Annotated in this window: 20 protein-coding genes and 1 tRNA gene; 5 read left to right on the top strand and 16 right to left on the bottom strand. The window is 67.4% G+C overall.

All coding sequences use genetic code 11. The annotated features are described in order from the left end of the window. Positions 1-103: 103 nt before the first annotated feature. The 6 genes from rho to argS form a co-directional block, all read right to left on the bottom strand. Entirely contained in the window at positions 104-2,188 is a 2,085-nt protein-coding gene (rho, locus tag AB0N75_RS09785) for a transcription termination factor Rho (protein ID WP_364648608.1), read from the bottom strand. 321 nt (positions 2,189-2,509) lie between these two features. Further along, positions 2,510-3,496 (bottom strand): homoserine kinase, encoded by a 987-nt coding sequence (gene thrB / locus AB0N75_RS09780; RefSeq protein WP_364648605.1) that lies wholly within the window; start codon positions 3,494-3,496, stop codon positions 2,510-2,512. After that, positions 3,489-4,589, bottom strand: coding sequence for a threonine synthase (gene thrC / locus AB0N75_RS09775; RefSeq protein WP_364648602.1), 1,101 nt, complete (start codon positions 4,587-4,589; stop codon positions 3,489-3,491). Before thrC ends, thrB begins: the two co-directional genes overlap by 8 nt. Beyond that, the gene (locus AB0N75_RS09770) at positions 4,590-5,924 is read right to left on the bottom strand and encodes a homoserine dehydrogenase (protein WP_364648599.1); all 1,335 of its coding nucleotides are present in this window, start codon (positions 5,922-5,924) and stop codon (positions 4,590-4,592) included. It lies immediately after the preceding gene. A 47-nt stretch (positions 5,925-5,971) separates the two neighbouring features. Next, positions 5,972-7,456, bottom strand: a complete 1,485-nt coding sequence (locus tag AB0N75_RS09765; protein WP_364648596.1) for a diaminopimelate decarboxylase — start codon at positions 7,454-7,456, stop codon at positions 5,972-5,974. After that, positions 7,456-9,099, bottom strand: a complete 1,644-nt coding sequence (argS, locus tag AB0N75_RS09760; RefSeq protein WP_364648593.1) for an arginine--tRNA ligase — start codon at positions 9,097-9,099, stop codon at positions 7,456-7,458. Before argS ends, AB0N75_RS09765 begins: the two co-directional genes overlap by 1 nt. A 205-nt stretch (positions 9,100-9,304) precedes the next feature. Here argS and AB0N75_RS09755 point away from each other — a divergent pair. Next, a tRNA-Arg gene (locus AB0N75_RS09755) sits at positions 9,305-9,377 on the top strand. A gap of 64 nt (positions 9,378-9,441) precedes the next feature. On the opposite strand, the gene AB0N75_RS09750 is transcribed toward AB0N75_RS09755, so the two are convergent. Then, positions 9,442-10,452 (bottom strand): helix-turn-helix domain-containing protein, encoded by a 1,011-nt coding sequence (locus AB0N75_RS09750; protein WP_364648590.1) that lies wholly within the window; start codon positions 10,450-10,452, stop codon positions 9,442-9,444. Between the two features lie 81 nt (positions 10,453-10,533). On the opposite strand from AB0N75_RS09750, the gene AB0N75_RS09745 reads away from it, so the two are divergent. Beyond that, positions 10,534-10,701, top strand: coding sequence for a hypothetical protein (locus AB0N75_RS09745; RefSeq protein WP_364648587.1), 168 nt, complete (start codon positions 10,534-10,536; stop codon positions 10,699-10,701). Positions 10,702-10,765: 64 nt separating this feature from the next. Here the strand turns inward: AB0N75_RS09745 and AB0N75_RS09740 are convergent, their stop codons facing one another. Beyond that, the gene (locus AB0N75_RS09740) at positions 10,766-11,323 is read right to left on the bottom strand and encodes a DinB family protein (protein ID WP_364648584.1); all 558 of its coding nucleotides are present in this window, start codon (positions 11,321-11,323) and stop codon (positions 10,766-10,768) included. A 227-nt stretch (positions 11,324-11,550) separates the two neighbouring features. Between AB0N75_RS09740 and AB0N75_RS09735 the strand changes: the two genes are divergently transcribed. Beyond that, a complete protein-coding gene (locus tag AB0N75_RS09735; protein WP_364648581.1) occupies positions 11,551-12,528 on the top strand; it encodes a YafY family protein in 978 nt (325 codons plus the stop codon). A 56-nt stretch (positions 12,529-12,584) separates the two neighbouring features. Here AB0N75_RS09735 and AB0N75_RS09730 read toward each other — a convergent pair whose 3' ends face one another. From AB0N75_RS09730 to AB0N75_RS09720, 3 genes are all read right to left on the bottom strand, one after another. After that, positions 12,585-13,373, bottom strand: a complete 789-nt coding sequence (locus AB0N75_RS09730; protein WP_364648578.1) for an ABC transporter ATP-binding protein — start codon at positions 13,371-13,373, stop codon at positions 12,585-12,587. A 1-nt stretch (position 13,374) separates the two neighbouring features. After that, complete coding sequence (locus tag AB0N75_RS09725; protein WP_364648575.1) at positions 13,375-14,274, bottom strand: ABC transporter permease; 900 nt, start codon at positions 14,272-14,274, stop codon at positions 13,375-13,377. A gap of 106 nt (positions 14,275-14,380) precedes the next feature. After that, complete coding sequence (locus AB0N75_RS09720) at positions 14,381-15,394, bottom strand: ABC transporter substrate-binding protein (protein WP_364648572.1); 1,014 nt, start codon at positions 15,392-15,394, stop codon at positions 14,381-14,383. Positions 15,395-15,746: 352 nt separating this feature from the next. On the opposite strand from AB0N75_RS09720, the gene hrpA reads away from it, so the two are divergent. After that, a complete protein-coding gene (gene hrpA / locus AB0N75_RS09715) occupies positions 15,747-19,805 on the top strand; it encodes an ATP-dependent RNA helicase HrpA (RefSeq protein WP_364648569.1) in 4,059 nt (1,352 codons plus the stop codon). A 314-nt stretch (positions 19,806-20,119) separates the two neighbouring features. Here the strand turns inward: hrpA and AB0N75_RS09710 are convergent, their stop codons facing one another. From AB0N75_RS09710 to AB0N75_RS09695, 4 genes are all read right to left on the bottom strand, one after another. Further along, positions 20,120-20,548, bottom strand: coding sequence for an HIT family protein (locus AB0N75_RS09710; RefSeq protein WP_364648566.1), 429 nt, complete (start codon positions 20,546-20,548; stop codon positions 20,120-20,122). A gap of 86 nt (positions 20,549-20,634) precedes the next feature. After that, on the bottom strand, positions 20,635-21,795 hold the full coding sequence (locus AB0N75_RS09705) for an NAD(P)-dependent alcohol dehydrogenase (protein WP_364648563.1): 1,161 nt from the start codon (positions 21,793-21,795) through the stop codon (positions 20,635-20,637). A gap of 96 nt (positions 21,796-21,891) precedes the next feature. Next, positions 21,892-22,731, bottom strand: coding sequence for a sulfurtransferase (locus tag AB0N75_RS09700; protein ID WP_364648560.1), 840 nt, complete (start codon positions 22,729-22,731; stop codon positions 21,892-21,894). Positions 22,732-22,845: 114 nt separating this feature from the next. Next, positions 22,846-23,505 (bottom strand): MBL fold metallo-hydrolase, encoded by a 660-nt coding sequence (locus tag AB0N75_RS09695; RefSeq protein ID WP_364648557.1) that lies wholly within the window; start codon positions 23,503-23,505, stop codon positions 22,846-22,848. A 129-nt stretch (positions 23,506-23,634) separates the two neighbouring features. Here AB0N75_RS09695 and AB0N75_RS09690 point away from each other — a divergent pair, with 129 nt between their 5' ends. Beyond that, positions 23,635-24,069, top strand: coding sequence for a Fur family transcriptional regulator (locus tag AB0N75_RS09690; protein WP_364648554.1), 435 nt, complete (start codon positions 23,635-23,637; stop codon positions 24,067-24,069). 106 nt (positions 24,070-24,175) lie between these two features. On the opposite strand, the gene AB0N75_RS09685 is transcribed toward AB0N75_RS09690, so the two are convergent. Then, the gene (locus AB0N75_RS09685) at positions 24,176-25,069 is read right to left on the bottom strand and encodes a metal ABC transporter permease (protein WP_364648552.1); all 894 of its coding nucleotides are present in this window, start codon (positions 25,067-25,069) and stop codon (positions 24,176-24,178) included.

Raw genomic sequence — 25,069 nt, 5'->3', positions numbered from 1 at the left:
ATCTCCCTTTCGGGCCTACCGGAGCCGGGCGGCTCAGGATCGCAGATCCTGGGCCGCCCGGCGTAGGGGCGGGGCCGGCAAAAAATCAGCGGCTATTAAGCAGCTACTTGTCGTTCTCGGCCTTCGAGCCGAGCGTCGTCTTCTGGACCTGCATCAGGAACTCCACGTTGGACTGCGTTTCCCGGATCTTGCCGGTGAGCAGTTCCAGCGCCTGCTGGGTGTCCAGTCCGGAGAGGACGCGGCGCAGGCGCCACATGATCTTGACCTCTTCGGGCGAGAGCAGGTTCTCCTCGCGGCGGGTGCCGGAGGCATTGACATCGACGGCCGGGAAGATGCGCTTGTCGGCCAGCGAGCGGGACAGGCGCAGTTCCATGTTGCCGGTGCCCTTGAATTCCTCGAAGATGACCTCGTCCATCTTGGATCCGGTCTCCACCAAGGCGGTGGCGAGGATGGTCAAGGAGCCGCCGTTTTCGATGTTGCGCGCGGCGCCGAAGAAGCGCTTCGGCGGGTACAGCGCGGACGAGTCCACACCGCCGGAGAGGATGCGGCCGGATGCCGGGGCGGCCAGGTTGTAGGCACGTCCCAGGCGGGTCATCGAGTCCAGCAGGACCACCACGTCCATGCCCATTTCCACCAGGCGCTTGGCGCGCTCGATGGCCAGTTCGGCCACCGTGGTGTGGTCATCGGCGGGACGGTCGAAGGTGGAGGCAATGACCTCGCCCTTGACCGTGCGCTGCATGTCGGTGACCTCTTCGGGCCGCTCGTCGACCAGCACCATCATGAGGTGGACCTCAGGGTTGTTGGTGGTGATCGCGTTCGCGATGGACTGCAGGATCAGGGTCTTGCCGGCCTTCGGCGGGGAGACGATCAGGCCGCGCTGGCCCTTGCCGATCGGGGCCACCAGGTCGATGACGCGGGGGCCGATCTTCTTCGGCTCGGTCTCCAGGCGCAGGCGCTCCGACGGGTAAAGCGGAACCAGCTTGGTGAAGTCCACGCGGTCCTTGTTGTCTTCCACCGGCTTGCCGTTGACGGAAGTAAGCTTGACCAGCGCGTTGAACTTCTGCCGGCTGCTCTGGCCGCCGGAATCGCCGTCGCGCGGGGCGCGGATGGCGCCGACGACGGCGTCGCCCTTGCGCAGGTTGTACTTCTTGACCTGGGCCAGCGAGACGTAGACGTCGTTCGGTCCGGGCAGGTAGCCGGAGGTACGCACGAAGGCGTAGTTCTCCAGCACATCCAGGATGCCGGCGACGGGCAGCAGCACATCGTCGTCCGAAACCTCGGTGTCGTCGACGTCCGGACCACGGTCGCGGCCGCGGCGGCGCTCGTTGCGGTCGCGGTACCGGGTGTTGCTGTCATTGTCGCGGCGGTTGCGGCGGTTGCGGTTGCGTCCGCGGCCGCCGTCCTCGCCGTCGTCCTGACGGTTGTCCCGGTTGTCCCGGTTATCGCGGTTGTCCCGGTTGTCGCGGTTGTCGCGGTCGGACTCGCTGCGGTTGCGGCTGCGGTCACGGTTGCGGCGGTCGGACTGGCCGTCGCCGCGGCCGGACTGCTGCTGGGCGGAACCGTCCTGGCCGTCCTTCTTCTCGTCCTGCTTGCCGGCCTCAGCGCTTTCCTGCTGGGCATCGGTCTTGGTCTCGGCTGCGTCCTGCTGACCGGACTCCGAACGCCGGTTGCGTCCGCGGCTGCGGCGCTCCTGGCGGACTTCGCCGTCGGCCTGGACAGTCTCCGCGGCGGGAGCCTGGGCAGGGGCTTCGGCCGGTGCCGCGGTGGCGGTTTTTGCGGCCGTGGCCTCGGCGTCGGCAGGTGCCACCGTGCCGTCGCTGCTGGCGCGGCGGTTGCGGTTGCGGGTACGGCTGACCCGCTCGGCGGCCTTAGTGAGGTCGCCGCCGGATGAGTTGCCGGCGCCCTCGCCTGCCGTGCCGGAGCTCTCTTCCTTGGCCGGAGCAGAAGCTTCGGTGCGCGCCGGCTGGTCCACCTTCTTGGCGGCCCGGTCTGCAACCGAGGAGCCGCGCTGGTGGTCGGAAATCGCAGTGACAAGGTCGCCCTTGCGCATCCGGGAGCCGCCGGTGATGCCGAGCTGTCCGGCCAGCACCTGCAGCTGGGCCAGCTTCAGGCCGGCAAGGCCCGCACTCTTCGGTGCAGGAGAGTCAATGGTTTCCACACCTGCAGTCAGGTCAGTGGTTTCGGTCACGAAGGATCCTTCCCCCTCGTCGGGCGGTGTGCATTTGAAGCGCACCGCGTTGTTTGCCACCCGACCGTGCATGAGAAGCCCGGCCGGGGTCCGTTATTGCCTCCGGCGTCATGCCGAGGAAAGTCCGGGTGAACAGATATGAAAGCCTTTGAAACAAGCCATCCGGCTGGAACGAGGGAGGTCCTGTCCGGCCGATGGCCGACAGCAACGCCGTTGAGTGCCGCGGAAGGCTCCTGAAAGGCTGCACCTGGAACGGGGATCCTGCCTCAACGGCTGCTCGGCTTGCGTGATCCGGAGCATCCGGGCAGGATTCCTCGCCGGTTAATCCCGGGGGTGCACTTCCACTTTAGCACCATCTGTCTCCACTGCCAGTTTCAGAACACGCCAGCTCCCCGGCATGTCGTGCTGCTCCAGATGGGTGGCGATGACCTTCTGAACCTGCACCGCTTCGGCCTCGTCCGCGGCGAGCGTCATGACAGTGGGCCCGGCGCCGGAGACGACGGCGGCGTGGCCGCGGCTGCGCAGCGCCTCGATGAGCGCGGCACTGGGTTTCATGGCCGGCGCCCGGTGCCGTTGATGCAGCCACTCTTCGGTTCCTGCCCGCAGCAGCGACGGGTCGCGGGTGAGTGCGTGGACCAACAGTGCGGCGCGGCCGGAGTTGGCGGCAGCAACGTGATGCGGCACCGAGGCGGGCAGCAGATTACGTGCCGTTTCGGTGGAAAGTTCATAGGAGGGTATAGCCACCACTGGCACAATGTCCGGGCAGATCGGCACTCGGGTGCTGTAGTAGACCCCGGCTTCCTCCCAGGAGATGGCCAACTGCCCGCTCAAAGCAGGTGCCACGTTGTCGGGGTGGCCTTCCAAGCCGGAACAGATCTGCAGGATTTTCCCGGCGCCAAGGCGGTCCTGCTCCGGAAGCAGGGCATCGGCCAACAGCACCGCGGATACCACTGCGGCGGCGGAAGACCCCATCCCCCGCCCATGCGGGATCAGGTTCTCGGCTTCCAGCCGCAACCCACCGGCGTCGTACCCTGCTTGGCGCAGCGTACTGCGCAAGGTCCGGATGATGAGGTGCGATTCGTCGGTCGGCAGGTTGGCCGCGCCTTCGCCCCTGACGGACGCCTGGAAGACGCCGTCGTCGGTCGACTCCACCGTGACCGTGTCGTAGAACGCCACGGCCAGGCCCAGGCTGTCGAAGCCCGGACCCAGGTTGGCGCTGGTGGCCGGCACCCGCACCGTGATGCGCTGGCCGGGCGCTATGCGGCCGGCCACCGCGGCGTCCTCCCCTGCCAAGGTGCTGCTACTCAAGACCCAGGGCGGAGGCCACGCTGACCACGTCGAAGTCCACCTTGATCGGCGACGCTTCACTGCCATCCTCGGTTCGCAGTGCCCACTGCGGGTCCTTCAGTCCGTGACCGGTGACCGTAATGACGATGGTCTTGCCCGAGGGCACCTCGCCGGCGGCGTGCTTCTTGATCACGCCGGCCACGCCCGCCGCGGAGCCCGGCTCCACGAAGACGCCCTCCTTCGAGGACAGCCAACGGTGCGCGGCCAGAATCTCGTCGTCGGTCACGGAATCGATCAGGCCGCCGGACTCGTCGCGGGCGGCGATGGCGGTGTCCCAGGAGGCCGGGTTGCCGATCCGGATCGCGGTGGCGATGGTCTCCGGTTCGGTCACCGGGTGTCCCAGCACCAGCGGGGCGGCACCGGCGGCCTGGAAGCCCCACAGCGTCGGAGTCTTGGTGGCAACCGGGCCCAGCATGCCGGCAGTGGCCGACTCGTACGGCGCAGCGTACTCCTGGTAGCCCTTCCAGTAGGCGGTGATGTTGCCCGCGTTGCCCACCGGCATCACGTGGATGTCCGGGGCGTCGCCCAGATAGTCAACCGTCTCGAAGGCCGCCGTCTTCTGGCCCTGGATGCGTGCCGGGTTCACCGAGTTCACCAGGAACACCGGGTAGGCCTCGGAGAGTTTGCGGGCCACTTCCAGGCAGTTGTCGAAGTTGCCGTTGATCTGGATGATTTCGGCGCCGTGCGCGATTGCCTGGCTCATCTTGCCCATGGCGATCTTGCCGGCGGGAACCAGCACCGCGCACTTCAGCCCGGCCTGGGTGGCGTAGGCGGCCGCCGAGGCGGACGTGTTGCCGGTGGACGCGCAGACTACCGCTTTGGCGCCGGCCTCCACCGCCGCCGTCATGGCCATGGTCATGCCGCGGTCCTTGAAGGAGCCGGTGGGGTTCATCCCCTCCACCTTCAGGTACACCTCGGAGCCGGTCAGCTCGGAGAGGGCCTTGGCCCGCACCAGCGGGGTGCCGCCTTCGCCGAGGGTGATGATCTCGGTCTGCTCCGTTACCGGCAGCCGGTCCGCGTATTCACGGATGACGCCGCGCCATTGGTGGGCCACTTAGATTCCTTCTACTCGCAGGACAGAGATAACAGCGTTGACAATGTCGAGTCCGCGCACGGCGTCGACCGTCGCGGCCAGCGAAGCCTCGGACGCCCGGTGCGTGACGAAGCGCAGCTCCGCGGTCACCTTGCCGCCGTCGCTGGCGGTGTCATGGGGGGCTTCGGCGTGGATGGTTTGGCGCATCGTCTCGATGGAGACGCCGTGCTCGGCGAAGACGCCGGCAATCTGCGACAGTACGCCCGGCTGGTCCGCCACGTCCAGGCCGATGTAGTAGCTGGTCTTGACCGAGTCAAGTCCGACGGCGGGCAACTGGACGGTGGGTGTTTCGGTCCGGCCCGGGCCGCCGCCAACCATGCGTCGGCCGGCGCTGACCACATCGCCCAGCACGGCGGAGGCGGTCGGCGCGCCGCCGGCGCCCTGGCCGTAGAACATCATCTCGCCGGCGTTTTCGGCCTCCACGAAAACCGCGTTGAAGGCTCCGTGCACGGCTGCCAGCGGGTGCTGGCGCGGCAGCAGGGTCGGGTGGACGCGCACGGCCACGCCCTCCTGGCCGTCGTTCCCGCGCAGCCGCTCGGCGATAGAGAGCAGCTTGATCACGTAGCCGGCGTCCTTGGCCGCGGCAATGTCGTCCGCCGTGATGGAGCTGATGCCCTGGCACTGGACGTTGGCCAGATCGAACGGGGTGTGGAAGGCCAGCTCGGCGAGGATGGCGCCCTTGGCCGCGGCGTCATGGCCTTCCACGTCGGCGGTGGGGTCTGCTTCGGCGTAGCCGAGTTCCTGCGCGGCGGCCAGCGCGTCGGCAAACTGGGCGCCGGTGGTGTCCATCTGGTCCAGGATGTAGTTGGTGGTGCCGTTGACGATGCCCATCACCTTGGTGATGCGGTCCCCCGCCAGCGACTCGCGGATGGGCCGCAGCAGCGGGATGGCGCCGGCAACCGCGGCTTCGAAGGACAGCTCGACGCCGGCCTCGTCGGCGCGGGCGTACAGGTCCTGCCCGTCGGCCGCCAGCAGGGCCTTGTTACCGGTGACGACGGCGGCGCCGTTGTCGATGGCACTGCGGATGAGCGTCCGCGCCGGTTCCAGCCCGCCGAGGAGCTCGATCACGATGTCGGCGTCCTTGATCAGCGGCTCGGCCTCGGTGGTGAACAGTTCGGCCGGCAGCTCCACCGTCCGCTTGGCGGCGACGTCGCGCACGGCGATCCCGGTCAGTTGCAGCCGTGCGCCGGTACGTGCGGCGAGCACTTCGTCGTCGTCAATCAGGATCCGGGCCACCTGGGCTCCGACGTTCCCGCATCCCAACAGTGCTACTTTCAGCGTTTTCATGCTGCCCAAACTCTCAGTCTTTTATCTCGCTCGCCACCCCTGCCGCCCGTCGGGGGTCAGCCCAGGTCGCGGGCCAGCAGGTCGTCTTCGGTTTCGCCGCGGATGATCAACCGCGCCTCGCCGCCGCGCACGGCAACCACAGGCGGCCGGGCCACATAGTTGTAGTTGCTGGAGAGCGCCCAACAATAGGCCCCGGTCGCCGGCACGGCCAGCAAGTCCCCCGCCTCGATGTCCTCGGGCAGGTAAACGTTCCTGACTACAATGTCACCGCTCTCGCAGTGTTTACCAACCACGCGGGAAATAATCGGCGCTGCTTCCGTCACACGGGAGGCCAAAACGGCCGAATAATCGGCGTCGTAGAGCACCGGGCGCGCGTTGTCGCTCATCCCGCCGTCCACGGACACGTAGCGCCGCGGACGGCTGCCGCCGCCGTCCACGTCAACCTGCACGGTCTTCCGGGTGCCGGCAGAGTAGAGGGTGAAGGTGCTCGGCCCGGCGATCGCACGGCCCGGCTCAATCGAGATCCGCGGCACCGGGATCCCCAGCCGCTCGGTGGCGGCGCGCACGACGGCGGCCATCGCCTGGGCGAGTTCGGCCGGCGGCCGAGGAGTGTCGGCTTCGGTGTAGGCGATGCCGTAGCCGCCGCCCAGATCGAGTTCATGCAGGTCAACGCCGTGCTCGTCGCGGACCTGCGCCACGAAGCTCAGCAGCCGCTCGGCCGCCAGCGCGAAACCTTCGGGCTCGAAGATCTGCGAGCCGATGTGGCAGTGCAGGCCCAGCAGGTTGATCGACTCGTGCGCCAGCGCCGCAGCGACGGCCTGTGCTGCGGGCGAGCCGTCGGACTGAGCCGGCGCACCGGCGTCGTGCTCCGTGCCATCCTGCTGCTGGTCGGCGCCGGCCATCGAGAGGCCGAACTTCTGGTCTTCATGCGCGGTGGCAATGAACTCGTGCGTGTGCGCGTGCACGCCGGGGGTCAGCCGCAGCATCACGTTGGCCATGTCGCCCCGGCCGGCGGCGATGGCGCCGACCCGTGCCAGTTCATCCAGGCTGTCCACCACGATGCGGCCCAGCCCCATGTCCAGGGCGCGGTGGATCTCGGCGTCCGACTTGTTGTTGCCGTGCAGGCCCAGGTTCTCCCCCGGGATGCCGGCGCGGGCAGCGACGGCAAGCTCCCCGCCGCTGCAGGTATCGAGCCGCAGCCCTTCCTGGGCGACCCAACGGGCGATTTCCACGCTCAGGAACGCCTTGCCGGCGTAGTAGACGTCCACGCCGCCGCAGAGCGAGCTGAAGGCGTCGTCGAAGGCCTGTTTGAAGGCACGGGCACGGGCGCGGAAATCGTCCTCGGACACCACGAACAGCGGCGTGCCGAACTGCTCCTTGAGCTCGCCGACGCCGATGCCGGAGACTTCCAGCTCACCGGCTGCACCGCGGGCCACATCCTGGGCCCACAGCTTGGTGTCCAGCGCATTGACATCCTGCGGGCAGGTCAGCCAGTCCGGGGCCAGCACTGACGCGGCGCCGGATACGTGTGCTGCGGGCATTACATCCTCTCCGGGGCGCTGACGCCCAGCAGGTCCAGGCCGTTGGCCAGCACCTGGGTCACGGCGGTGTTCAACCACAGCCGGGTTCGGTGCGTGTCGGTAACTTCGCCGTCGCCAATCGGGGTGACACGGCAGGCGTCGTACCAGCGGTGGTAGGCGCCGGCGATGACTTCCAGATGGCGGGCCACGCGGTGCGGTTCGCGGAACTTCGCGGCCATGGCCACCACCGACGGGTAGGCGCCCAGCACGGCCAGCAGTTCGTTCTCGGTGGCGTGGTCCAGCAGCGACGCGTCGAAGGCGCTGCGTTCCACCCCGGAGGCGGCAGCATTGCGGGCGACGGCGCAGGTGCGCGCGTGGGCGTACTGCACGTAGTAGACCGGGTTGTCGTTGCTGTGCTTGACCAGCAGGTCCAGGTCAATGTCGATGTTCGAATCGGCGTGCGAGCGGGTCAGCGCGTACCTGGCCGCATCCACGCCCACGGCGTCGACGAGGTCCTCCATGGTCACCACGGTGCCGGCGCGCTTGGACATCCGCATCGGTTTGCCGTCCTTGACCAGGTTGACCATCTGGCCGATCAGCACTTCCACCCGGTCGGCACTGTCGCCCATCGCGGCCGCGGCGGCCTTCAACCGGGCGACGTAGCCGTGGTGGTCGGCGCCGAGCATGTAGATGCACAGGTCGAACCCGCGGTCCCGCTTGTTCTTGAAGTAGGCGATGTCGCCGGCAATGTAGGCCGCGTTGCCGTCCGACTTGATGACCACGCGGTCTTTGTCATCGCCGAAGTCGGTGGACTTCAGCCACCACGCGCCGTCGTTGAAGTAGAGGCTGCCGGAGCCTTTCAGCTCTTCCAGCAACTTCTCCACGGCGCCGTCCTCAAACAGCGAATTCTCGTGGAAGTACACATCGAAATCCACGCCGAATTCATGCAGCGATTTCTTGATCGCCGTGAACATCAGCTCCACGCCGAGGCTGCGGAATTCTTCCTGCGGGTCAGCGGACGAGAGTGCGTCCGGGTTCTGCGCCAGCACCGCGTTGGCGATGTCGGCGATATAGTCTCCGCCGTAGCCGTCCTCCGGTGCCGGCTCGCCCTTCGCTTTCGCCAGCAGGGAGCGGGCAAAGCGGTCGATCTGCGAGCCATGGTCGTTGAAGTAGTATTCGCGGGCCACGTCCGCGCCCTGGGCCACGAGGATGCGCGCCAGCGAGTCGCCGAGCGCGGCCCAGCGGGTGCCGCCCAGGTGGATCGGCCCGGTGGGGTTTGCGGAGACGAACTCCAGGTTGATGCGCTGCCCGGACAGGTCATCGCTGGTGCCGTAGCCGGTTCCCGCTTCGACGATGCTCTTGGCAAGCACGCCGGCCGCGGCGGCGTCCACGGTGATGTTGACGAAGCCGGGGCCGGCAATCTCAACCCGGGCGACGCCGTCGATCTTCTCCAGCCGGGCGCTGAGAATCTCAGCAAACTGGCGTGGATTCATGCCGGCCTTCTTGCCCAGCTGCATGGCAATGTTGGTGGCCCAGTCCCCGTGCTCCCGGTTCTTCGGTCGCTCCACCCGGACCTCGTCCGGCATTTCGACGGCGAAATCGCCGGCGTCGACGGCGGCCTGCAGGCAGGCGGCAATGGCAGCGGAAAGTTCTTCAGGAGTCACCCCACAAGCATAGGGCAATCACTTCTGCCACCCGCCTTTCCACGGCCCGGCTGTGACCGGGCTCGCACCTGGCCGTCGGGGAGGGGCCGGCCGCGCCTCCACAACGGTTCCTGCAGGCGCGCGGCGTTGCGCATTTCTTCTGGCGGGCCGGATGCTGATAAGCTCAATAGGTCCCGCAGGGCATCGGGCGAACAGCCGGTGCCGCGCCCTCGTAGCTCAGGGGATAGAGCGTCTGCCTCCGGAGCAGAAGGCCGTAGGTTCGAATCCTATCGAGGGCACTGATGAAGCAGGACCGCAGGAATCCCCGGCCACACGGCCGGGGATTCCTGCGTTAAGCCCGACCTACCGGGCTGCGCTTGCTGCGGGCTGGCGGTCACGCGTTGCCGCAGTGCCGGCGGCGCCGCTGCCGCGGAAGGTTCGGCGGTAGGCCGCCGGGCTGACGCCGACGGACTTGGCGAAATGGTGGCGCAGCAGCACCGCTTGGCCGAATCCCGTGATCCGCGCAATTTCGTCGATGTTCAGGTCCGATTCCTCCAGCAGTTCCTGCGCACGGAGCACCCGCTGCGCGTTGATCCATGCGGCCGGGGTGGCACCGGTTTCGGCCCGGAACCGGCGGGCGAAGGTCCGCTCGGACATATGCACCCTGTCGGCCAATTGGGCGACCGTCACATCCTGGGCCAGGTTCTCATCCAGCCACACCAGCAGGTCTTTCAGGGTGTGGCAGCCGGCCAGCGACATTGGACGGTCAATATACTGCGCCTGCCCTCCGGCCCGGTGCGGCGGCACCACCATGTCCCGGGCGATGGCCGTGGCCACCGAGGCCCCGAGCTCGGTCCGGACCAAGTGCAGGCAGGCGTCGATCCCCGCCGCTGTCCCGGCACTGGTGATGATGCGGTCATCCTCGACGTACAGCACGTTTTCGTCCACGTCGATCTGCGGATAGTTGGCCGCCAGCTGATGGGAGTACTGCCAGTGCGTTGTGGCGCGGCGCCCGTCCAGCAGCCCCGCCTCGGCCAGCACAAAGGCCGCCGAGCATACGGACAGCACCCAGGCGCCGCGGGCATGCGCGGCGTGCAGGGCGTCCCGCAGTTCGTCCGGGACCTGGTCCATCTGCTGGTAGGGCGCTACCACCACCAGGTCCGCGTCGGCGGCAGCCTCCAGTCCAAGCGGGACGTTCAGGGAGAATCCCAGCTTGCTGCTGACCACGCCTGGCACGGTCGTGCAGATCCGGAAGTCGAACGCCGGAACGCCGGTGCCGCGGTCGGACCGGTCGATGCCGAAGACTTCGCAGACCACTCCAAACTCGAACGGTGCGGCCCCCGGAAGCACCACCACAGCCACTGTTTTCAACATGCAACTAGTATGGCAGTTTTTTGTGCTTTATGGTCGTTTCTGCCACTCTTTTTTCCGCTGCCGCGGGATCACCATAGAGGCATGGAACTACTTCTGATTACCGCACTGGCACTGTTCGTCATCGGCGCCACCATCCGATTGATCATCCGTGACGGCCGCGGCGCCACCCCGCCGGAACGTTCACACGCCGACTGGACCGCCGGCACCGTCCCGAGCCGCCCGTACGCCGACCTTCCCCGGTTGGTCTGAGCCGATCGTTGCCTGATCTGGATCCGCTCCAAGCCCGACCGCAACCCGGCCGGGCTTCCTCTTGCTACTGGCGGTGGGCGAACAAGTCCCGCAGGAGTGCAATCTCGGCCAGATGATGGATCATTTCCCGGTTGATGTGCAGCACCAGGGTTCCCAACGACCGGTCGGCAAAGGCGCCTTCCGCAGGACCGCACGGCCGGCCCAGCCCATCCTCGCCGAGCGCTCGGACACCGTCGAGCCACCGCGCGTAGTAGTCGTCGAGCAGGGCCAATGCCCCGGCCGCGGTCCCGGGATACTCGAAGGACCCGTAGCCCACCCGTGGGCCGCCGAAGTGCGAAGCGTTCCGGCTCCCCAGCACCCCCACCAGAATGTGGTTCAGTCGCCAGGCGACCGTGGTTACCGGCGGCGGTTTTGGCTCCGGGACCGCGAATTCGATGACAAAGTCCCCGGCCCCCACGGCCATCTGGGCGGTGCTGGTGCCACGGTGCCGGACATTCCAACAGCCCTCGGCTGGTTCCCAGAAATACTCCTCGTCGGTGAGCCCATGCAACCGGGGACGGGCCTGGGCGTCCCAGTGCCAGGTCAGCTGCTCCACCAATTCCACTGCCGCATTGAAAGTCATCGCCGCTCCCATCACCCCTGAGTCCCGCCACCACACGGGCTCTCGAGTCCATCTTGGAGCGGCCTGGCCGTCCTTGCCCAGTCTCTGCTGCTCCCCATCCGCCTGCAGGGCGGTCATCACGGACAGCTCCTGTCCGCATTCACGAGTAGATTGGCCTTGTCCCGGAAATTCCGGCTCCGGGCCGCGCGGAAAGCATCCGCCGGGCCGGCCGCTTCAGACAGGTGCCCATGCTCGAAACGTCAGCCCGGCTGCTGCAACTGCTTTCCCTGCTCCAGATGCGCCGGGAGTGGACCGGCTCCGCCTTGGCCGAGCGGATGAGCGTCACCGAACGCACGGTGCGCCGGGACATCGGCAAGCTGCGCAACCTGGGCTATCCCATCAACGCCTCCCCCGGTGTGGCCGGCGGCTACCAGCTGGGTGCGGGCGCCCAGCTTCCGCCGCTGCTGCTTGACGACGACGAGGCGCTGGCCGTGGCGCTGGGCCTCAGCGCGGTGACGGCCAGCCCGGTGGCAGGCGTCGGCGAAGCCTCGCTGCGGGCCCTGACCAAGCTGGAGCAGGTGCTGCCTTCGAGGCTGCGGCCCAAGTTCTCCACGCTGAAGAATGCCGTGGTCACCCTGGCCGGCCCCACCGCGGCGGTGGATCCCGAGGTGCTGACCGGAATTTCCAGCGCCATCGCCGAGCGGCGCGTGATCGGCTTCCGCTACGCCAAGGCGGACGGAGAATCCTCCCGCCGGCTGACCGAACCGTACCGGCTGGTGGACACGGGGCGCCGCTGGTACCTGGTGGCCTACGACACCGGCCGGCAGGACTGGCGCACCTACCGGGTGGACCGGTTCGAGTCGGTTCCGACGCCCAGGGAACGCTTCGCCCCGCGCCAGCTGCCGCAGCCGGACCTTGCCGCGTACGTCCAACAGTCAATCACGCGGTCTCCGTACCAGTTCGACGTCGTGGTGCGGATCCACGCTCCGCTGCAGGCGGTCGCCGAGCGGATCCCGCCGAACATCGCCACCCTGTCCGCCGACGGCGGTGCCACCGTGCTGCGCGCCGGTTACGACTCGCTCGACTATCCCCTGGTCCAGCTGGCCGCCGTCGGTTTCGCCTTCGAGATCCTGGAACCGGCGGAATTCCGGCAACGCGCCGCAGAGCTCGCCGGCCGCTTGTCCGCCGCCGCGGGCACGGAAACGGCGGCCGCCCCACCCGCATAGGTGGGACAGCCGCCGTCGTACGCTGCCGAGTGCTGTTGCGCCGGGAGCGCCGGTTGCTACTGGAGCATGGTGCGGTCGTCCACCACGCCCTTGATCTTTTCGAACTCGTGCAGCAGATCCGGCACGGTGGCCTTCAGCTTCTGCTCCTGATCCAGATCCAGGATGATCCGGCCGTCATGCATCATGATCAGCCGGGTGCCCAGCCGCAGTGCCTGCTCCATGTTGTGCGTGACCATCAGGGTGGTCAGCTGGTGGCGGTCCACCACCTCGGCCGTCAGCCGGCTGACCAGTTCCGCACGCTGCGGATCCAGTGCGGCGGTGTGCTCGTCCAGCAGCAGGATCTTGGGGCTGCTGAAGGTGGCCATCAACAGCGACAGGGCCTGCCGCTGGCCACCCGAGAGCAGTCCCACCTTGGCCTTGAGCCGGTTTTCCAGCCCCAGTTCCAGGGAGCGCAGTTCCTCTGTGAAGAACTCGCGCTTCTTCCGGGTCACGCCGGGACGCAAACCGCGCCGCTTGCCGCGCTCGAAGGCGATGGCCAGGTTCTCTTCGATGGTCATTTCCGGCGAGGTGCCGGCCATCGGATCCTGGAAGACGCGTCCGATGAAGCGTGCGCGCTGATGGTCTGCGAGCCGGGTGACGTCATTGCCGTCAATGCTCACCGTGCCGCTGTCCGGGCGCAGCTTGCCGGAGGTGATGTTCAGGATGGTCGATTTACCGGCGCCGTTGCTGCCGATGACCGTGACGAATTCGCCGGCAGCCAGCGTCAAATTGATGTCCTGCAGGGCAACGCGTTCGTTGACGGTGCCCGCGAAGAAGGTCTTGTGAACGTTCTTGATATCCAGCATGTCAGCCCTTCGCTCCCGTCAGGGATTTCTTCATCTTCCCCAGGCCACCGACCCGGGCGAAGACCTTCCATTGCGGAAGGAGCAGCGCCATGACCACGAGCACGGCGGAGACCAGCTTCATGTCGGTCTGTTTCAGTCCGGCTTCCAGCGCCAGCTGGATGACCACGCGGTACAGCACCGAGCCGAACACGACGGCCAGGGTGGCAATCCAGATCAAGCGGGTGCCGAAGATTGCCTGGCCGATGATCACGGAGGCCAGACCGGCCAGGATCAGGCCGATGCCCATGCCGATGTCGGCAAAACCTTGGTACTGGGCAATGAAGGCCCCGCAAAGGGCTACCAGTCCGTTGGACAGCGCCAGGCCGAGGATCTTTTGGTTGTCGGTGCTGACACCGAAGCTGCGGATCATCTGTTCGTTATCGCCGGTGGCCTGCATGGCCAGTCCGACGTCGGTGTGCAGGAACCAGTCCATGACCACCTTCACCGCCAGCGCGACCAGCAGGAAGATGGCGATGGCGCCGATGCCACCGAGCAGTCCTGCCTCGCGCAGCGGCGTGATCAAGGTTTCTTCACGCAATAGCGGCAGATTGGCCTTGCCCATGATGCGCAGGTTGATGGAGTAGAGGGCGATCATGGTGAGGATGCCTGCCAGCAGGCCGTTGATTTTGCCCTTGGTATGCAACAGGCCCGTGACGGCGCCGGCGGCCATGCCCGCGCCAAAGGCCAATACTGTCGCCAGGATGGGTGGCATGCCGTTGATGATGCTGATGGCGGCAACTCCGGCACCGGTGGTGAAGCTGCCGTCGACCGTCAAGTCGGGAAAATTGAGGATGCGGAAGGTCAGATAGACCCCCAGGGCCATGATCGCGTAGATCAGCCCAAGCTCAACCGCGGTAATCATAGGTAAAGGACCTTGGTTCTCTCGTGGGGTCCGCCCGGCGGCCGGGGTGGCCTGCCGCCGGGCGGACTGTGGACTTCGTCAGCTCGCGCTGGAAGTGCCTTCGGGTTTACTTGAAGACGTGCTCGGCCTTGGCCTTGTCGGTGAAGCCGTCGGGCAGCGTGACGCCGGTGCGCTTGGCAGCGGCCTCGTTGACGTAGAGTTCCAGCTCGGTCTGGGTCTCCACCGGCATGGATGCCGGCTCGGCCTCGCCCTTGAGGATCTTCACAGCCATCTCGCCGGTCTGGTAGCCCAGCTTTTCGTAGTTGATGCCGTAGGTGGCCACCGTGCCGCGCTTCACCGAGTCACCTTCGGCGGCGATGGTGAGGATCTTCTTGGACTCGGCCACCTGGATCAGCGACTCAAGGGCCGAAACGACGGCGTTATCGGTCGGGACATAGAACGCGTCGACGTCCAACGACTCCGCGGCCTGCTGGACTTCGGTCGAGTTGGAGATGGCCGCTTCCTTGATGTCCAGGCCCAGTTTCTTCCCGGCTTCCTTGGCCCATTCAACCTGGACGCCGGAGTTGACCTCGCCCGAGGAGTAGACGATGCCCACGGACTTCGCGTCCGGGTTCAGCTCCTTGACCAGGGCCAGCTGCTCTTCGACGGGGTTACGGTCGGACGTACCGGTGACGTTGGAACCCGGGGCGTCCGCGCTTTCCACCAGGTCGGCGGATACCGGATCGGTGACGGCGGTGAACAGGATCGGGGTGTCCATGATGGCCTGGACGGCTGCCTGCGCGGTCGGCGTGGCGATCGCCAGGATGAGGTCCTTCTTGTCGGTGGCGAACTTGCCGGCGATGGAGGTGGCCGTGGCCTGGTCGCCCTGCGCGTTCTGCTCGTCGTAGGTCACGGTCTCACCCTCGACATAGCCGTTGTCGGCCAACGCCTTCTTGAACCCTACGGCGGTCGCGTCCAGGGACGGATGCGAAACAATCTGGCTGATGCCGATTTCCACGGATTCGGTGGCGCCATCGGCCGCCTCGCCCTCGGACGATGCCGAGCTGCCGCACGCGGAAACCAGCAGGGTGGTGGCCAGCAGGCCTGCACCCAGGCCGAACATGGTCGAGCGTTTCTTCACGGTGTTCCTTTCGAATGTCCATCATGTGCCGGTAGTCCGGCACAGTTCCGCTTGCTGCCCCTCCCCGGCGCAGCTGTTGCGGTCCGCCACACGCGGCAGCGTCTTCGGCGCCGGAAGATGTGGCAGGCGATCCCTGCGGAAAGCGTCCTGAAGATCTTACCTGTGAACCGAGTCACATTGTCTAATCAGACCCGCGGGGTCAGGACAACCATATGAGATACGTCTCGCCTGCCGGACAAATTGCGTCCTTATGTCGCCGGATAGTTATTTTCGTCCACAAGCGGCTTGCAGCCGTGGCCGCCTGTCCGGACGGGCGGGGGCAACCGGCCCAACCGCTAGACTGTGATCAATCATGGCTGTGAATATCACGTATCCCTCGGCCCTGCCGGTTTCCGAGCGGCGCGAGGACATCATGGCGGCCATTGCCGCAAACCAAGTGACCGTCATCGCCGGCGAAACCGGTTCCGGCAAAACCACCCAGATCCCGAAAATGTGCCTGGAACTGGGCCTGGGCGAGAAGGGTCTGATCGGCCATACCCAGCCCAGGCGGCTGGCGGCCAGGACCGTGGCCGAGCGCATTGCCGAAGAGCTGGATGTGAGGATCGGCGAGGAAGTGGGCTTCCAGGTCCGTTTCACCGGCGAAGTCAGCCGCGATACCCGGATCAAGCTGATGACCGACGGCATCCTGCTCGCCGAGATCCAGCACGACAAGCTGCTGAAGAAGTACAGCACCATCATCATCGACGAGGCACACGAACGCAGCCTCAACATCGACTTCATCTTGGGCTACCTCAAGCGTGTCCTGCCGAAGCGGCCGGACCTGAAGGTGATCATCACCTCGGCCACCATCGATCCCGAGCGGTTCGCCCGTCACTTCGGCAGCGACGAAGACCCGGCGCCCGTCATCGAAGTCTCCGGCCGGACCTACCCGGTGGAAATCCGCTACCGCCCGCTGAACCAACCGGCGGGCACGGACGCCGACAACCCGGACGTGGACGAACTGGAAGAAGACCGGGACCCGCTCGACGCCGTCTGCGACGCGGTGGACGAACTGTCCCTGGAAACACCCGGCGACATCCTTGTCTTCTTCTCCGGCGAGCGCGAAATCCGCGATGCCGCCGATGCCCTCGCGGCCAGGATCAAGACCAACCGCCGGCTGGCGGGCACCCAGATCCTGCCCCTCTACGCCCGGCTCTCACTGGCGGAGCAGCACCGCGTCTTCTCCCCCGGCAGCCAGCGCCGGATTGTGCTGGCCACCAACGTGGCCGAGACTTCGCTGACCGTTCCGGGCATCAAGTACGTGATCGACACCGGAACGGCACGCATCTCCCGCTACTCGCACCGCACCAAGGTCCAGCGGCTGCCGATTGAACGGATCTCGCAGGCTTCGGCCAACCAGCGATCGGGCCGCTGCGGCCGCGTCAGCGACGGCATAGCCATCCGGCTCTACTCCGCAGAAGACTACGACTCCCGGCCGGAATTCACCGACCCGGAAATCCTGCGCACCAACCTGGCCGCCGTCATCCTGCAGATGACCGCCATGGGCGTGGCCCGGGACTCCAAGGACATTGAGGCGTTCCCGTTCGTGGAGCCTCCCGAGACCCGTGCCATCAACGACGGCGTCACCCTCCTGCGCGAACTCGGCGCCCTGCCCGAGCCCGGCACTTCGGTGGTCGGATCTCCACGCGCTGCGCTTAGTCGATCACCGGGCGCGTCAGCGCCGCGTGGAGACCGGGCGAAACCGGGGCTCACCGCCGTCGGGCGCAAGCTGGCGCTGCTTCCGGTGGACCCCCGGTTGGGCCGGATGATTGTGGAAGCCGGCCAGCGCGGATGCGTGCGCGAGGTGATGGTGCTGGCGGCGGCGCTGACCATCCAGGACCCGAGGGAACGCCCCACCGACCACCAGCAGCAGGCCACCGAGAAGCACAAGCGGTTTGTGGATGAGAAGTCCGACTTCACCGGGGTGCTGAACCTGTGGCGTTATCTGCAGGAGAAGCAGCAGGAGCTCTCCTCGACCCAGTTCCGCAAGCTGTGCCGCACCGAGTTCATCAACTACCTGCGGGTCCGCGAGTGGCAGGACCTGTTCGCGCAGCTGCGCCAGCTGGCCAAGCCGCTGGGCATCACGCTGGAGTCCGGGCGGGATGTGGACCCCGCGGGCAAGCACGATGACATCCACAAGTCGCTGCTGGCCGGCCTGCTCAGCCACATTGGCGCCTATGAGGAGCGCAAACGCGAATACGCCGGCGCCCGCGGCACCCGGTTCGCCATCTTCCCGGGCTCGGCGCTGTTCAAAAAGTCACCGGACTGGGTGATGGCGGCCGAGCTGGTGGAAACATCGCGGCTCTGGGCCCGGGTGGCGGCCACCTTCGACCCCGCGTGGGCCGAGGAGATTGCCCCGCAGCTGTGCAAGCGCACGTATTCGGAGCCGCACTGGTCCAAGAAGATGGGCTCGGTGATGGCCTATGAGAAGGTCACGCTCTACGGAGTGCCGATTGTCCCGCAGCGTCGGATCCAGTACGGCCGGATCGACCGGGAGCTCAGCCGCGAGCTGTTCATCCGCCACGCCCTGGTGGAAGGCGACTGGCGCACGCACCACAAGTTTTTCCACCGCAATCGCAGGCTGCTGGCCGAGGTGGAGGAATTGGAAACCCGGATGCGCCGCCGCGACCTGCGCGTCGACGACGAGACGCTGTTCGAGTTCTACGACGAGCGGATCGGGCCCGACGTGGTCTCCGAACGGCACTTCGACAAGTGGTGGAAGGACGCCCGCGCCGAGGATCCCACGCTGTTGGATTTCGATCCGGACGCCGTGCTGGCCGCCGACGCCGAGGAACTGGACGCGTCGGCGTTCCCGAAGACCTGGCTGCAGGGGTCGTTCGAGCTCCCGCTGAGTTATGAATTCTCGCCGGTGGCACCGGGCGCGACCCCGGATCCGTCCGACGGTGTGACCGTGCACGTGCCGGTCCTGTTCCTGAACCAGCTGGATGAGGCCCCCTTCCGCTGGCAGATCCCCGGACTTCGGGTGGAACTGGTGACGGCGCTGATCAAGTCGCTGCCCAAGCAGATCCGCAAGAACTTTGTCCCGGCGCCGGACGTGGCCCGGAGCGCGGCGGCGGCGCTGGCAGCGGACTTCAACCCGGCCGAGGATGCGCTGGAGCCTTCGCTGGAACTGGTGCTGCGCCGGTTGAAGGGGCACATCATCCCGCCCGGTTCCTGGAACTGGGACACCGTGCCGCCGCACCTGCGGATGACCTTCCAGGTGCTGGATGGCAAGGGCAAGGTGCTGGACGAGGCCAAGGACCTGGCGAAGCTGCAGCTGGAACTGGCGCCGGCCAACCGGCGGGCCATCGCCGAGTCGCTGGGCGCAACGCCGGGTCCCCAAGCGGCCGCGAGCGGCCTTGGTCGACCGCCGGGCCGGCCGTCGGCGGACACGGGCCGCGGCGCCCCCGGCAAGAAGCATGGCAAGCACGGCGGCCGGCAGGGCACCGTCCCCGCTGCCGACGCACCGTCGTCGACCTCCCCGGGGCTGACGCCCGGCGGCGTGCAGGAACGCAGCGGCCTGACGGCCTGGCCTGATGGTGACCTGCCCCGCGAGGTTAAGCGCGAGGTGGCAGGCCACACCGTGACCGGTTATCCGGCGCTGGTGGACGAGGGCACCACCGCGGGGGTGCGGGTCTTCCAGACCCCGGCGAGCCAGCAGTCGGCCATGCGCTCCGGCGTCATCCGGCTGCTGGTGCTGCGCGTTCCCTCGCCGCAGCGGTACGTGCTGGACCACCTGAACAACACGGAGAAGCTGACCTTCACGCAGAATCCGCACGGCTCAGTGGCCTCGCTGATCGATGACTGCACGCAGGCCGCGGTGGACAAGCTGGTCCCCGCCGAACTGCCGTTCACCAAGGCCGGCTTTGATGCCTTGTACGAACAGGTCCGCGCCGAGCTGATCGACACCGTCTTCACCGTGACCGCGATTGTGGAAAAAATCCTCTCCAGTGCCCGGCGGATCCAGAAGGAACTGAAGTCCAACGCCAGCCTGGCCCTGATCAGCCCGCTCTCCGACATCAAGAGCCAGCTGGAGCAGCTGGTCTACCCCGGATTCGTGGCCGCCACCGGCTACGCCCAGCTCAGCCAGTTGCCGCGCTACCTGGCGGGCATCGAGCGCAGGCTGCAGAAACTGCCCACCGCCGTGGGCCGGGACGCACAGCAGATGTCCGTGGTTCAGCGGCTCGAAGACGAGTACGACGACGCCCGGGCGGCCCTGAAACCGGGCAACCTGGACGGTTCCGGGCTGGACAAGGTGCGCTGGATGCTGGAGGAGCTGCGGATCAGCTTCTTCGCGCAGGAACTCGGCACCGCCTTCTCGGTCTCCGAGAAGCGCGTCCGGGCGGCCCTGCACGAGGCCCTCGCCGGCTGACACTGGCCGAAGGGTCTAGGGCTGGCGCGAGGTCAGGCGCTGGCGCTGGCCGCGGGGCCGCCCGCGAGGTCAGGGGCTGGCCGCGGTTAGGCCTTGAGGTCACGGGCTGGCCGAGGTTAGGGGTTACGGGCCCTGATCTCGCCGTGACCACAGGGTTTGGCGCCCCACATCAGGGGTTATTGCCCCGCATCTGGACGACGCCGGGTGAACTGGACGCCAAGCCCTAACCTCGGGCCCGTCGACCCACGGCCTGATCTCCCCGCCGCGCCGCCCGGAACGTCGTCCACCGCCGCCACCCTCCGGAAAGCTCCAGATCAGTCTTCGGGGACGTTATCCCCGTGGCCGGCGTCGCGCAGCGCCGCCCGCAGCTGCTTGGCTGACTCCTCCATCACGTCCGGATCGGGGTTCTGCTGGGCGCGCTTGAAGTCGAACTCGGCCTCCGAGTTCGACGGCCAGACATGCAGGTGCAGGTGGTCCACCTCGAAGCCGGCGATGATCAGGCCGGCACGGGCGGCGCCGAAGGCCTCCACCTGGGCCTTGCCGATGGTCTGCGCAACCGCTGTGAGCTTCTGCAGCAGGTCGGCCGGGGCATCGGTCCAGCGGTCCACTTCCTGGCGCGGCACCACCAGCGCATGCCCGTCCGCGAGCGGATTGATGCTCAGGAAAGCCACCACGTCATCGTCCTTCCAGACGAAGCGGCCGGGAATCTCGCCGTCGATGATTTTGGTGAACAGTGTGCTCATGGACACAATCCTTATCGTAGGTCAGTCAATCAGAAAGTCGGTTGGGCAGCGGTCAGCGGTCGGCGGATCGCTGGACCGGCGATGGTTCAGTCGTTGAGCGAGGCGATGTCCAGCACAAACCGGTAGGCAACGTCCCCGGCCACCATCCGGTCATAGGCCTGGTTCAGCTCCGGGGCACGCACCAGCTCCACGTCGGCGGTGATCCCGTGCTCGGCGCAAAAGTCGAGCATCTCCTGGGTTTCTGCGATGCCGCCGATGTTCGATGCGCCGTAGGCAATCCGGTGGCCCATCAGCAGGTTGACCGGCACCGGCGGCATCGGCTCCGGCGGGACACCCAGCTGGATCAGCGCGCCGTCGCGCCGGATCGTCCGCAAGTAGGGCGCCAGGTCGTGGGCCGCGGACACCGTATCGATCACCAGGTCCACGCTGCGCCGGGCGGCGGCGAGCGCCTCGTCATCGCCGGTCACCACCACGTGGTCGGCACCAAGCGCACGGGCGGAATCGGCCTTACCCGCCGAGCTGGTGAAGACCGTCACGGACGCGCCCATGGCCTTGGCCAGCTTGACGGCCATATGCCCCAGCCCGCCGAGACCCACCACGCCGACGGAATCGCCGGCTTCCACGCCGAAGTAACGCATCGGCGAGTACGTGGTGATGCCTGCGCACAGCAGCGGTGCCGCCGCGGCCGGATCCAGCTCCGGCGGCATCCGCAGCACAAAATTCTCATCGACGACGACGGAGCTTGCGTATCCGCCCTGCGTCACCTCACCGCCGTGGCGCCGGTCGCGGGCCCCGTAGGTGCCCACCGCGCCCTTGTCGCAGTACTGTTCCAGCCCCTCGTCGCAGGCGGCGCAGTCGCGGCACGAGTCCACCATGCAGCCCACGCCCACCAGATCGCCGATGGCGTGCAGGGTCACGTCCTGGCCGATGGCGGTGACCCGGCCGACGATCTCGTGGCCGGGCACCAGCGGGTAGTCGATCTCGCGCCACTCCCCGCGGACGGTATGCACGTCGGAATGGCAGAGGCCGCAGAACGCGATGGCGATCTCCACGTCGTGCGCCTCCGGGTCGCGGCGCTCCACCTGCAGCGGGACCAAACCGGAACCCGGGGCCTCCACGCCGTAGGCCAAGGCCGTGTTCATGCTGCTCCTCGATGTCTGCCGGTCCGCGGCCGCGTGGGCCACCTGTTCCTGCTTCGGTGAAAGGGGTTTCCCCAGTGGCGGGGGTGCCGGACGGCCAAGTGTCATGAGCTCGACGCTACCGTTTGCCGGACCGCCATGCCACCGGGACGCACCGTGTGTGACGCTCCGGGTTCCGGGTCTGCGAGGCCGGACGGCTGCCGTTCACGGCTCGGCCCCGGTGGCTATCGGCAGGTCCGGATGCCCGCACCACTGGGACCACGAACCAGGAAACAAGGCCGCATCGATGCCGGCCTCGGCCAAGGCCGCAATCTGGTGCGCGGCGTTGATACCCGAACCGCAATAGACCGCCACATCCCGACCGTCGGCGCCCAAATCCTTGAACCGCGCGGCCAGTTCCGCGGCGGGCAGGAACTGGCCGCCGCGGGCCAGATTCTTCGTGGTCGGTGCGCTTACCGCGCCCGGAATGTGGCCTGCACGCGGGTCCACCGGCTCCAACTCACCCCGGTAGCGCTCGGCGGCGCGGGCATCGAGCAACAGCGAGGTGCCGGCGAAGTCCAGCACCTCGTCCAGCTCCAGGCGCGGCATTCGCCCGCTGCCCAGTTCGACATTTCCCAGCGAGGCCAACTCGTCGCCGCTGTCTAGCTCGTACCCTTCGGCAAGCCACGCGGCCAGTCCGCCGTCGAGCAGGTACACGGAGTCGAAGCCGCCGTCGCGCAGCAGCCACCACACCCGGGCAGCGGAAAGGCCGCCGTTCTCGTCGTAGGCAACCACCACGTCGTCGTTGTTGATCCCCCAGTCCCGCGCGGCCTCGCGGAAGGCCTCCGGCTCCGGCAGCGGATGGCGTCCGCCGGCCGCGGACGGCGCGGACGCGAGTTCGGACGGCAGGTCAACGTAGACCGCACCGGGGATATGGGCCTGGCGGTAGCGGCGCTGGCCGTCTCCCTGGCCGTCGCCGAGTTTCCAGCGGACATCAAGCAGTACGGTGCGCCGTCCGGAGATCATCCGTTCCCGCAGCGTCTGCACGTCCATCAGAGTCCTCATGAGATCTCCTCCTGACTGCTGGCGGGCGTCGTTGCCCGCCGGTGTCCGGCCAGTCCATCACAGCAGCGGGTACCGGGCCAAGCATCCACGCCCGGACACCGCCTGCCCCGACGTTCAGGCCAGTTCTACGCTGTCCCCCGGCGACAGGTGCCGGTAGCTGGTGCCGTAGTGGCCGCCGAAAAGCGTCACGTGCTTTTCCACCAGCGGCAGGCCGCGGTCGCTGAGCCCGGCGTCGTGGATCGGGTAGGCATGCTCGGCGCGCATGGCGGTGACGAAGTCGATCACCTCGGCCGTCTTGGACCAGGGAGCGTGGATGGGTACCAGCACGTTCTTCACCATCAGCCCGTGCGGCACGATGAACGAATCCCCCGGGTGGTACAGGTTGTCGTTGATGACGTAGCCGATGTTGGCCACCACCGGGATGTGCGGATGGATCAACGCATGCTGGCCGCCGAAGGTGCGGATGCGGAATCCCGGCACCGCGAACTCCGTCTCCGGCTCGGCGGCGTGGATCCGTTCCGATGACGCCGGGGCGAGCGCCCGTAGCTCGGCCGCAACCGAGGCCGGAGCGTACAGTTCCATTCCGTCTGCCGCCGCGAGCAAGGCGAGCACCCGGTCACGGTCCAGATGGTCCGCGTGCTCGTGGGTCACCAGGACGGTGGAGGCCCCGTCGAGAGCCTGCTCCACCTCGGAAAAATTGCCCGGGTCGATCGCCAGGACGTGCCCGCTCTCTTCAAGCCGGACGCAGGAATGGGTGAATTTAGTCAGCTGCATGGCACCAACCCTAACCGCGCCGGGCGGAAGGCGGTATGGCGGCCCCGCAGGCCCGGCAAATCAGGCCGGCTGGTAGGCTGGAAGGAGCCCACGGGCGTCCAGAACCAGCAGCAAGGAGCCGAAGCGGACATGTCCGTCCCGTCAGCCAAACCGCAGGCGCAGCGCCGCGGTCCGGAGCAGCGAGTGACCCGCCAGCGGGTAGCGGTGGCCACCGCCTTGGACAGCCTGGAGGACTTCGTCAGCACGCAGGAACTGCACCGTTTATTGCAGGAACGCGGCGAGCCGGTTTCCCTGGCCACCACCTACCGGATCCTGCAGTCGATGGCCGACGACGGGCAACTGGACGTGATGCGCAACGGCGAGGGCGAAGCCGTCTACCGGCGCTGCGCCGTCGAACATCATCACCACCACCTGCTCTGCCGGACCTGCGGCAAGACCGTGGAGATCGAGGCTCCGGCGGTGGAACAGTGGGCGGCGCGGATGGCGAGGGAGCACGGCTTCACGCAGGTGGCGCACACCGTGGAAATGTACGGGCTGTGCCCGGAATGCAGCGCCGCCGAGTAGCCTCGGCCAGCAGCCCCGGACAGTAACTCCGCAGCGCGGTCCCCCGTTGCGCCGGTACCCGATTCCGCCGCAACCCGGTAGCGCCGGCACGCCGTCATGCCGGCGTTTATCCGGCGCTGACCTTCACCGCGGGCTCGGTGCGCCGCCCCACTCGGCCGCGGCGCTGCCGCCGGGCGCCGGCCAGCCGGCACACCACGTAGATCAGGAACGAAATCGTGGTCACGTACGGGCTGATCGGCAGGCTGCCGCCGAGGGCCAGCAGGATCCCGCCCAAGGTTGCGGTCACGGCGAACAGCACGCTCAGCAGCACCACGACCCGCGGCGAACTGCTCACCCGGAGCGCGGCGGCCGCCGGCGTGATCACCAGCGACAGCACCAACAGTGCGCCGACCACCTGGATGGACAGCGCCACGGCCAGTCCCAGCAGGAACATGAACACGATGGCCAGCGCGCCCACCGGCACCCCGCGGGCCTCGGCCAGGTCCGGGTCGGCGCTGGCAAAGGTCAACGGACGCCAGATGGCCAGCAGCCCCAGCACCACCACCGCCGATCCCGCGGCCAGCAGGTTCAGTTGCACGGTGTCCACGGACACGATCTGCCCGGTCAGCAGGCCGAATTTGTTCGCGGAGCGGCCCTCATAGAGCGACAGGAACAGGATGCCCAGGCCCAGCCCGAAAGACATGATCACACCGGTGATCGAATTCCGGTCCCGGGCGCGCATGCCCAGTATGCCCAGTACCACGGCCGCGATCACCGAGCCCACCAGCGACCCGAACACCACGTTGGCGCCGATCAGCAGGGCGAAGGCCGCCCCGGCGAAGGACAATTCGGCGATACCGTGCACGGCAAACGCCAGGTCCCGCATCATCACGAACACGCCGATCAGGCCGCCGACCAGGCCCAGGACGGCGCCGGCAATCAGCGAGTTGCGCACCAGCGGAAGCAACTCGCCGTAATCGCTGAAATTGAAGACCGCGTTCAGCAGTTCCGAGAGGTCCAT

The sequence above is a fragment of the Arthrobacter sp. NPDC089319 genome (assembly GCF_040684925.1).
Lineage (GTDB): Bacteria > Actinomycetota > Actinomycetes > Actinomycetales > Micrococcaceae > Crystallibacter.
This window is presented reverse-complemented; position numbering and strand designations above follow the sequence as displayed.

Excerpts from the sequence above, each read along its gene's own strand:
- AB0N75_RS09765 (WP_364648596.1), bottom strand. The coding sequence starts at position 7,456 with ATGCCCGCAGCACACGTATCCGGCGCCGCGTCAGTGCTGGCCCCGGAC.
- AB0N75_RS09750 (WP_364648590.1), bottom strand. The coding sequence starts at position 10,452 with ATGTTGAAAACAGTGGCTGTGGTGGTGCTTCCGGGGGCCGCACCGTTC.
- AB0N75_RS09745 (WP_364648587.1), top strand. The coding sequence starts at position 10,534 with ATGGAACTACTTCTGATTACCGCACTGGCACTGTTCGTCATCGGCGCC.
- AB0N75_RS09740 (WP_364648584.1), bottom strand. The coding sequence starts at position 11,323 with ATGACTTTCAATGCGGCAGTGGAATTGGTGGAGCAGCTGACCTGGCAC.
- AB0N75_RS09735 (WP_364648581.1), top strand. The coding sequence starts at position 11,551 with ATGCTCGAAACGTCAGCCCGGCTGCTGCAACTGCTTTCCCTGCTCCAG.
- AB0N75_RS09730 (WP_364648578.1), bottom strand. The coding sequence starts at position 13,373 with ATGCTGGATATCAAGAACGTTCACAAGACCTTCTTCGCGGGCACCGTC.
- AB0N75_RS09725 (WP_364648575.1), bottom strand. The coding sequence starts at position 14,274 with ATGATTACCGCGGTTGAGCTTGGGCTGATCTACGCGATCATGGCCCTG.
- hrpA (WP_364648569.1), top strand. The coding sequence starts at position 15,747 with ATGGCTGTGAATATCACGTATCCCTCGGCCCTGCCGGTTTCCGAGCGG.
- AB0N75_RS09710 (WP_364648566.1), bottom strand. The coding sequence starts at position 20,548 with ATGAGCACACTGTTCACCAAAATCATCGACGGCGAGATTCCCGGCCGC.
- AB0N75_RS09705 (WP_364648563.1), bottom strand. The coding sequence starts at position 21,795 with ATGACACTTGGCCGTCCGGCACCCCCGCCACTGGGGAAACCCCTTTCA.
- AB0N75_RS09700 (WP_364648560.1), bottom strand. The coding sequence starts at position 22,731 with ATGAGGACTCTGATGGACGTGCAGACGCTGCGGGAACGGATGATCTCC.
- AB0N75_RS09695 (WP_364648557.1), bottom strand. The coding sequence starts at position 23,505 with ATGCAGCTGACTAAATTCACCCATTCCTGCGTCCGGCTTGAAGAGAGC.
- AB0N75_RS09690 (WP_364648554.1), top strand. The coding sequence starts at position 23,635 with ATGTCCGTCCCGTCAGCCAAACCGCAGGCGCAGCGCCGCGGTCCGGAG.
- AB0N75_RS09685 (WP_364648552.1), bottom strand. The coding sequence starts at position 25,069 with ATGGACCTCTCGGAACTGCTGAACGCGGTCTTCAATTTCAGCGATTAC.